Below are 8592 nucleotides of genomic sequence, written 5' to 3' on the forward strand. Positions count from 1 at the left end.
GCGCCGTTCCGTTGTGCCCACCCTCCCCCAAGCTCTCGGCTTCGCTCGAGCAGGGGGGACCCCCATCGCCCCAGCGGAACGATTGCCCACAACGGCGGGGCGAAGGCCCACAACGGGGGTTGCGGTCTGACGATGTGTTGATCCGATCGGGGGAAGTGTCCGCCCTGCTCCGCCAGGTCCGCCTCGCCCCCTGAACTACGCTCGGAATCGCCCGTGCGGAGCCCCCGCGGGATCGGCTCGTGCGCAGGTGGACGGGAGCGTGGCCCGTGACGGATCAGGCTGTGGCGGCGGCCGGCCGCCGGCAGTTCTTCGGCCGGCAGCGGGAGTTGAAGGCCCTGCGCGCCGACATCGAGCGGACGGGCCTCGACACCCTCACCGGCCGCAAGGCACCCCGCGCCCGGGTCCTGCTCATCGCCGGCAAGCCCGGCTCCGGCCGGTCGGCGCTCGCCGAGGAGCTGGCCGCGGGTCTCGCCGACCGCTACCCCGACGGGGTCTTCCGGGGCCGGCTCACCGAGCCCGGCGGCGACCCCGTCCCCACCGCGCGGGTCGCGCAGGAGCTGCTCGCCGCGCTCGGCGTCGCCGAGCCCCCGGGGGCCGGCGAGGACGAGCTGACGGAGCTGGTCCGGGGCGCCTTCGCGGACCGCCGGGCCGTCCTCGTCCTCGACGACGCCGTCGACGCCGAGCAGGCCGACCCGCTGATCCCCGACAACCCCGACACCCTGGTCATCGGGGTCGCCCGCGGGCCGCTGACGGGGATCCCCGACGTACGGCCCTGCACCCTCGGCGGGCTCGACCCGAAGTCGGCGATCGAGCTGCTGACCTCCTTCACGGGTTCGGTCCGCATCACCGTCGACCCGCAGGCCGCCGAGACCCTCGTGGAGGAGTGCGGGGGACTGCCCGCCGCGGTCGTCCTGGCCGGCGGCTGGCTGTCCACGCAGCCGAAGGCCTCCGTCGCCGATCTCGCCAAGCGGCTGCGCGCCCTCGGCGGCGACCCCCTCACCCGCACCTTCCTGCTCGCGCACGAGGCGCTGCCCGCCACCGCCGCGCGGATACTGCGATTCCTCGCCCTGGCCCCGCTGGGCCGGGCCGATGCCCACACCGCCTCCGCCCTGGCCGGCTGCTCGGTCTCGGCGGCCGCGACCACCCTCGCCGACTTCGAGGCCCTCGGTCTCGTCTCGGGCGGCGAGGAGGGACAGTACGAGGTGCGCGCGCACCTCGTCCCGCTGCTTCGTGCTCAGCTGGAGGAGCGCGACCGGCCCGCCGAGGTGCAGCTCGCCCGGGCCCGGATGCTGGAGCGGACCGTACGGCTCCTCCAGTCCTGCCGTGCGGTCACCGAACCCGAGGGCTCGCCCGCCCGCCGCAAGCTGGCCGGTCTGCCGCGCGCCCTGCGTTTCCCGGGCACGGCCGCGGCCGCCGCCTGGCTGGACTCCCGGCAGCCCGTGCTCCTGGCCTCCGCCCGTCTGGCGGTCGCCGACGGCGAGCTCGACACCCTGGCGCGCCGCCTGGTCGCGTCCCTGGTGCGGGCGCTCGCCGCGCACCGGGGCGCGGAGGCCGCCGCCCCCGAGCTGTACGGCCTGCACCGGCTGGTCCTGGACGTGGCCGAGCGGCGCGGGCTGCACCGCGAGCGGGCCGCGGCCCTCCTGAACCTGGCCGATCTCGATGCCAGGACGGGCAGGACGAAGGACGCTCTGCTGCGATATCGGTCGGCATTGGAGGCCGGACGCGTAGCAAATGACCCGTACGCGACCGGTCGGGCAATGGAATCCGTAGGTGGCTCGTATCAGGAGCTGGGGGACTGGCAGCGGGCCGGTGACTGGTACGGGCGGGCGCTCGCCCAGCGCCTCGCCCGGGACGAGCGCCCCGACCAGGCCCGGCTGTACGCCCGCCTCGGAGCCGTACAGACCTATGCGGGGCGGTACGGGGAGGCCCTGCGGAGCTGGCGCGCCGCCGCGGCCGGCTACCGGCGGCTGTCCGATCTCCCGGGCTACGCGCGGGCGTTGAGCGAGGCGGCCCGGGTCCAGGAGTACGCCGGGCGGCCCGAGGAGTCCCTGCGGACCTGCGAGGAGGCGGTGGAGTGGGCCCGCCGGGCCCAGGACACCCGGCTCCAGGCCGCGCTGCAGATGCGGCTCGCCGACACGCTCGACCGGCTCGGCGACCCCGCGGCCGCCGGGTTGCACCGGTCCGCAGCGGAGAGACTCCTGGAAACGGAACCGTCAGCCTACGAAATCCGCAGTGGCTCCGTCGAAGATTAGTACTTTGAAAGGCTAGACAGTAGGAACTCCTTCATTAGACTGGGTGGGCCGCGTTCGAACGTGGTCTGCCCCGGTGCGCCGCAGTGCATCCGGGTATGTATCGCAGTGCCCCAGATATCCCCCTGATTCAAGGACCGTGATCGACGATGAAGGTCGGCATCCCCCGCGAGGTCAAGAACAACGAGTTCCGCGTGGCCATCACCCCCGCCGGTGTCCACGAGCTCGTCCGCAACGGCCACCAGGTCTTCGTCGAGCAGAACGCCGGTGTCGGCTCCTCGATCACGGACGAGGAGTACGTCGGCGCCGGCGCCGAGATCCTCGCCACCGCCGACGAGGTCTGGGCCACGGCCGACCTGCTGCTCAAGGTCAAGGAGCCCATCGCGGAGGAGTACCACCGCCTCCGCAAGGACCAGACGCTCTTCACCTACCTGCACCTCGCCGCCTCCCGCGAGTGCACGGACGCCCTCCTGGAGTCCGGCACCACCGCGATCGCGTACGAGACGGTCGAGACCGCCAACCGCGCGCTCCCGCTGCTCGCCCCGATGTCCGAGGTCGCGGGCCGCCTGGCCCCGCAGGTCGGCGCCTACCACCTGATGCGCTCCGTCGGCGGCCGTGGTGTCCTCCCCGGCGGCGTCCCCGGCACCCACGCCGGCGAGTGCGTCGTCATCGGCGGCGGCGTCTCCGGCTGGAACGCCACCCAGATCGCCGTCGGCATGGGCTTCCACGTGACCCTGCTCGACCGCGACATCAACAAGCTCCGCGAGGCCGACAAGATCTTCGGCACCAAGGTGAAGACGATCGTCTCCAACGCCTACGAGCTGGAGAAGGCCGTCGTCGAGGCCGACCTCGTCATCGGCGCCGTCCTCATCCCGGGCGCCAAGGCCCCGAAGCTGGTCACCAACGAGCTCGTCGCCAAGATGAAGCCCGGAAGTGTCCTTGTCGACATCGCGATCGACCAGGGCGGCTGCTTCGAGGACTCGCACGCGACCACCCACGCCGAGCCGACCTTCCAGGTCCACAACTCGGTCTTCTACTGCGTCGCCAACATGCCGGGCGCGGTCCCGAACACCTCCACCTACGCCCTCACCAACGCCACGCTGCCCTACATCGTGTCGCTGGCGAACAACGGCTGGGTCGAGGCGCTGCGCCGCGACGCCGCGCTCGGCCTGGGTCTCAACACCCATGACGGCAAGGTGGTTTACAAGGAGGTCGCCGAGGCGCACGGCCTCGAGCACGTCGAGCTGGCCAGCCTCCTGGCCTGACCCCCGAGGGCCCGTTGACGCCGTCCCCGTCAACGCGTGCCGTCAATATCACGCACCCGGCCGGACCTTGTTCGACAAGGTCCGGCCGGTCGTGTCTCGGGCCGCTGAAACGTTCGGGCAACTCGCCTCGAACGTAACCCTTTAACCGTTTCGCGCACCCCTGAAACGTGTGGATGCATGCCTGCGCACCCTTGACAGAGACGTGTTCGGTTGCCGACACATCGGGCCGGGTCCGGCGGATTGTGTTGCTGCGGAGCGGTGACACGCCATAGAGTCGCCAACCGTCGGCATGGTGCCACGCTGACCTATCGATAAATGTTCCTGGTGACATCCAAGGAGGTAAGACGACTTGTGAATGAGTCGACAATTACTCCCGGGAGCGGCGCGCCAGGTGCCCCGATCGGCTCCGTCGCGGTGCGGACCTTCGCGACGCACCAGCCCATGACGAGTGCCCACACGATGAAGACGATGGACGGCCTACACGTGAACGCCACGGCCGGCAACGAGATGGGCCGAGAGTCCACCCACTTCGCCGCCTATGACGAGGTGCCCGAGGGGCACTTCTACGACCCCGACGCCGAGTACGAGCCCGACCCGGAGTACGCGGCCACCCTCGCACCCGACGCTGCCCGTCAGCGCCGCGAGCGGATCGGCCCCACCGGACGGCCCCTGCCGTACTTCCCGATCCCGGGTCCCCTGACCGACCACGGACCCGCGAAGATCATCGCGATGTGCAACCAGAAGGGCGGCGTCGGCAAGACCACGTCGACCATCAACCTGGGCGCCGCGCTCGCCGAGTACGGACGACGGGTGCTGCTCGTCGACTTCGACCCGCAGGGAGCCCTGTCGGTCGGCCTCGGCGTGAACCCGATGGAGCTCGACCTCACCGTCTACAACCTGCTCATGGAGCGGGGCATGTCGGCGGACGAGGTGCTCCTCAAGACCGCCGTGCCCAACATGGACCTGCTGCCGAGCAACATCGACCTCTCGGCCGCCGAAGTCCAGCTGGTCAGCGAGGTCGCGCGCGAGTCGACGCTGCAGCGGGCCCTGAAGCCGCTGATGAACGACTACGACTACATCGTGATCGACTGTCAGCCCTCGCTCGGCCTGCTGACCGTCAACGCCCTGACGGCGGCTCACAAGGTCATCGTGCCGCTGGAATGCGAGTTCTTCGCGCTGCGCGGAGTCGCGCTGCTCACCGAGACCATCGAGAAGGTCCAGGAGCGGCTCAACCCCGAGCTGGAGCTCGACGGCATCCTCGCCACGATGTACGACTCCCGGACCGTGCACAGCCGCGAGGTCCTGGCGCGCGTCGTCGAGGCCTTCGACGACCACGTCTACCACACGGTCATCGGGCGGACCGTGCGCTTCCCGGAGACCACGGTCGCCGGCGAGCCCATCACCACGTACGCCTCCAACTCCGTGGGCGCCGCCGCCTACCGCCAGCTCGCCAGGGAGGTGCTCGCCCGGTGTCACGCCGAGTGAGTCTGCCCGGGGCCGACGAACTCTTCCGTACGACCGGGGGGACGGCGCTCCAGGCGTCCGCACCCCGCCGCGCGGTCCCGGCACCCGCGGCCGAGAGCGACACGGCGGCGGCCGAGGGCTCCGCGGAGCACGCTTCGGCGGACTCCGAGGCCGCGGAACCCCGCGCGAGGACGGCCGAGCCCGAGGGACCGGCCGCCAAGGCCGCTCCCACCGCCCCGGTGCCCGCCCCGGCGGCGGCCCGGCGGCGCGGCGCCCGGGCCGCGAACCGGCGGCCCAGCGGCCGTGAGCGCCACGACGAGAAGATCACGGTCTACGTCTCCGCCGAGGAGCTGATGGACCTGGAGCACGCCCGGCTGGTGCTCCGCGGCGAGCACGGTCTCGCCGTCGACCGGGGCCGGATCGTCCGGGAGGCCGTCGCGGTCGTCCTGGCGGACCTGGAGTCCCGCGGCGACGCGAGCATCCTCGTCCGCCGCCTGCGCGGCCGCTGACGGTAGCCTGCGGGCTGCCGTCCTCCTCGTTCCCCTGGACCCCCATGCACCACGCCCCTGACGAAACGTCCCGCCCCCCGCGCCGCCGCCTCCTGGGCCGCGGCGCCGGGGCGGCCCCCGGGGAAGTCCCGGCGCCCCCGTCCCCCGAATCCGGGGGCCCCGCGACGCCGGAGGCGGCCGGTCCCGCGTCCGCGCCCGGGGGTACGCCGGAGGCCGGTCCAGGTGGTGCCGGGGAGCCGTCCGGGGCGGTACCCGCTCCGGCGGCCGCCGGCGACGACGCCGGTGACGGGCGGTTCACCGTGCGGCTCTCGAACTTCGAGGGGCCCTTCGACCTGCTCCTCCAGCTCATCACCAAGCACAAGCTCGACGTCACCGAGGTCGCCCTCTCCCAGGTCACCGACGAGTTCATGGCGCACCTCCGCGCCCTCGGGCCCGACGGCGACCTCGACCAGACCACCGAGTTCCTCGTCGTCGCCGCCACCCTGCTCGATCTGAAGGCCGCCCGGCTGCTCCCCGTCGCCGAGGTCGAGGACGAGGCCGACCTGGCCCTCCTGGAGGCCCGCGACCTGCTCTTCGCCCGGCTCCTCCAGTACCGCGCGTACAAGCGCATCGCCGCGATCTTCGAGGAGCGCTGGGAGGCCGAGGGCCGCCGCCACCCCCGTACCGTCGGACTCGAACCGCACCACGCCGAGCTGCTCCCCGAGGTCGTCATCTCCATCGGCGCCGAGGGCTTCGCCAGGCTGGCCGTCAAGGCGATGCAGCCCAAGGCCGAGCCCCAGGTGTACGTCGACCACATCCACGCCCCGCTCGTCAGCGTCCGGGACCAGGCTGCGGTGGTCGTCGCGCTGCTCCGCGAGCGCGGGACGGCCGTCTTCCGGGAACTGATCGAGGACGCCGGCGACACCCTCACCGTCGTCGCCCGCTTCCTCGCCCTCCTGGAGCTCTACCGGGAGAAGGCCGTCGCCCTCGACCAGGAGACCGCCCTCGGCGACCTCACGGTCTCCTGGACCGGCGGCGAGAGGGACCCGTCCGCGGCCGTGACCGACGAATTCGACCAGGAGGCCATCGCGTGAGCGACCTCAAGCCCGCCCTCGAAGCCGTCCTCATGGTGGTCGACGATCCCGCCACCGAGGCCCACCTCGCCAAGGTCCTGGAGCGCACCCCGCGCGAGGTGGCCGACGCCCTGCACGAGCTGGCCGACGAGTACACCGCCCAGGGCCGCGGCTTCGAGCTGCGGCGGGTCGCCGGCGGGTGGCGCTACTACACCCGCGCCGCCTTCGCCCCGGCCGTCGAGGCCTTCGTCCTGGAGGGGCAGCAGGCCCGGCTCACCCAGGCGGCGCTGGAGACCCTCGCGGTGGTCGCGTACCGCCAGCCGGTCAGCCGTTCCCGGGTCTCCGCGGTCCGCGGAGTCAACTGCGACGGCGTGATGCGGACCCTCCTCCAGCGCGGTCTGGTGGAGGAGGCGGGCGCGGAACCCGAAACAGGTGCGATCCTGTACAGGACGACGAACTACTTCCTGGAGCGGATGGGCCTGCGCGGCCTGGACGAACTCCCCGAGCTCGCCCCCTTCCTCCCCGAGGCCGAGGCGGTCGAGCCGGACTCCCTGGAAGGCGTCCCGTCGTTCGACCCGGACGCAGACGTAGACGACAAGACGGAAATTTGATGCGAAGCAGCAGCGGCAGGAACAGCAGCGGAAACAACGGCGGGAGCCGTGGTGGCAACAGCGGCGGCCGCGGCGGCAGCGGCGGCGGCCGCGGCAACAGCGGCGGTGGCGGCGGGCGCGGCGACTACCGCGGCTCCGGCGGCGGCCGCGACGACCGCCAGGGCCAGGGCGGCGGACGCCCCGGCCAGGGCGGCGGGCGCCCCCAGGGTGGCGGCGGGCGTCCGGGCCAGGGCGGCGGCCGTCCCCAGCAGGGCGGCGGGCGTCCCGGCCAGGGTGGCGGCGGGCGTCCGGGCCAGGGCGGCGGCCGGCCGACCGGCTCCAACCCGCGCAACGCGCGCCCGGAGGAGCGCACCTACGACGAGCGCTACAGCCCCTCGGACGCCCCCAAGCGCGGGCGTGGCGACGCCGCGCGCGGCGGCGCCAAGGGCGGCCCCCGGCAGTCCCCGCAGCGCGGCGGCGGCCGTACGGCGCCCGCCCGCTCGCGCGAGTACGACGCCCGTACCGAGGAGCGGAACCGGGAGCGGTACGCCGGCAAGCCCGAGATCAAGACCCCCAAGACCTTCCCGGGCGCCGAGCAGGAGGGCGAGCGGCTGCAGAAGGTCCTCGCCCGCGCCGGCATGGGTTCGCGGCGCGCCTGCGAGGAGCTGATCGAGCAGGCCCGCGTCGAGGTCAACGGCGAGATCGTCGTCGAGCAGGGCATGCGCGTCGACCCGGAGAAGGACGAGATCAAGGTGGACGGCCTGACCGTCGCCACCCAGTCGCACCTGTTCTTCGCGCTGAACAAGCCCTCCGGCGTCGTCTCCACCATGGAGGACCCGGACGGCCGCCAGTGCCTCGGCGACTACGTCACCAACCGCGAGACCCGGCTGTTCCACGTCGGCCGGCTCGACACGGAGACCGAGGGCATCATCCTGCTCACCAACCACGGCGAGCTGGCCCACCGCCTCACGCACCCGAAGTACGGCGTGAAGAAGACCTACCTGGCCGCCATCACCGGCCCGCTGCCCCGCGAGGTCGGCCGGCGCCTGAAGGACGGCATCCAGCTGGAGGACGGCTACGCCCGCGCCGACCACTTCCGCGTCGTCGAGCAGACCGGCAAGAACTACCTCGTCGAGGTCACCCTGCACGAGGGCCGCAAGCACATCGTGCGCCGGATGCTCGCCGAGGCGGGCTTCCCGGTCGAGAAGCTGGTCCGCACCGCCTTCGGCCCGATCGCCCTGGGCGACCAGAAGTCGGGCTGGCTGCGCCGCCTGACCAACACCGAGGTCGGCATGCTGATGAAGGAAGTCGGCATGTAAGGCCGTGTGCCACCCGTGAGAAGCGCGGGGGCGGCCCGGCGGGCGCGGGCGGGGTGTCGGGGGGGGGCCCGGGGGGTGGGGGGCCCCCCCCGGGTATTTTAAAAATAAAAATAAAAAAAAACTGTGTTGGTCCCCCCCCCTCCA

At 72.6% G+C, this 8592-nt stretch carries 7 protein-coding genes; all 7 read left to right on the top strand.

Translation table 11 applies throughout. From position 1 onward, the window contains the following. Window positions 1–266: 266 nt before the first annotated feature. The 7 genes from ACFV2S_RS34870 (at window position 267) to ACFV2S_RS34900 (ending at window position 8448) form a co-directional block, all read left to right on the top strand. Window positions 267–2252, top strand: coding sequence for a tetratricopeptide repeat protein (locus ACFV2S_RS34870; protein WP_385569025.1), 1986 nt, complete (start codon window positions 267–269; stop codon window positions 2250–2252). A 146-nt stretch (window positions 2253–2398) separates the two neighbouring features. Then, window positions 2399–3514, top strand: coding sequence for an alanine dehydrogenase (ald, locus tag ACFV2S_RS34875; protein ID WP_385569028.1), 1116 nt, complete (start codon window positions 2399–2401; stop codon window positions 3512–3514). 459 nt (window positions 3515–3973) lie between these two features. Then, entirely contained in the window at window positions 3974–4999 is a 1026-nt protein-coding gene (locus ACFV2S_RS34880; protein WP_030212665.1) for a ParA family protein, read from the top strand. Beyond that, the gene (locus ACFV2S_RS34885) at window positions 4984–5487 is read left to right on the top strand and encodes a hypothetical protein (protein WP_385569032.1); all 504 of its coding nucleotides are present in this window, start codon (window positions 4984–4986) and stop codon (window positions 5485–5487) included. Before ACFV2S_RS34880 ends, ACFV2S_RS34885 begins: the two co-directional genes overlap by 16 nt. A 299-nt stretch (window positions 5488–5786) precedes the next feature. Continuing rightward, window positions 5787–6560 carry a segregation and condensation protein A gene (locus tag ACFV2S_RS34890; RefSeq protein WP_385569036.1) on the top strand — a complete coding sequence of 258 codons (774 nt, stop codon included), beginning with the start codon at window positions 5787–5789 and terminating at the stop codon, window positions 6558–6560. A 32-nt stretch (window positions 6561–6592) separates the two neighbouring features. After that, window positions 6593–7150, top strand: coding sequence for an SMC-Scp complex subunit ScpB (gene scpB, locus ACFV2S_RS34895; protein WP_385569171.1), 558 nt, complete (start codon window positions 6593–6595; stop codon window positions 7148–7150). Continuing rightward, window positions 7150–8448 carry a pseudouridine synthase gene (locus tag ACFV2S_RS34900; RefSeq protein ID WP_385569039.1) on the top strand — a complete coding sequence of 433 codons (1299 nt, stop codon included), beginning with the start codon at window positions 7150–7152 and terminating at the stop codon, window positions 8446–8448. The genes scpB and ACFV2S_RS34900 overlap by 1 nt, the downstream gene beginning before the upstream one ends. Window positions 8449–8592 lie beyond the last annotated feature (144 nt).

The organism is Streptomyces sp. NPDC059695 (assembly GCF_042733785.1).
Lineage (GTDB): Bacteria > Actinomycetota > Actinomycetes > Streptomycetales > Streptomycetaceae > Streptomyces.

What these genes read in the sequence shown, in the direction of transcription:
- scpB (WP_385569171.1), top strand. Translation starts at nt 6,593, where the DNA reads ATGGTGGTCGACGATCCCGCCACCGAGGCCCACCTCGCCAAGGTCCTG.
- ACFV2S_RS34900 (WP_385569039.1), top strand. Translation starts at nt 7,150, where the DNA reads ATGCGAAGCAGCAGCGGCAGGAACAGCAGCGGAAACAACGGCGGGAGC.
- ald (WP_385569028.1), top strand. Translation starts at nt 2,399, where the DNA reads ATGAAGGTCGGCATCCCCCGCGAGGTCAAGAACAACGAGTTCCGCGTG.
- ACFV2S_RS34880 (WP_030212665.1), top strand. Translation starts at nt 3,974, where the DNA reads ATGAAGACGATGGACGGCCTACACGTGAACGCCACGGCCGGCAACGAG.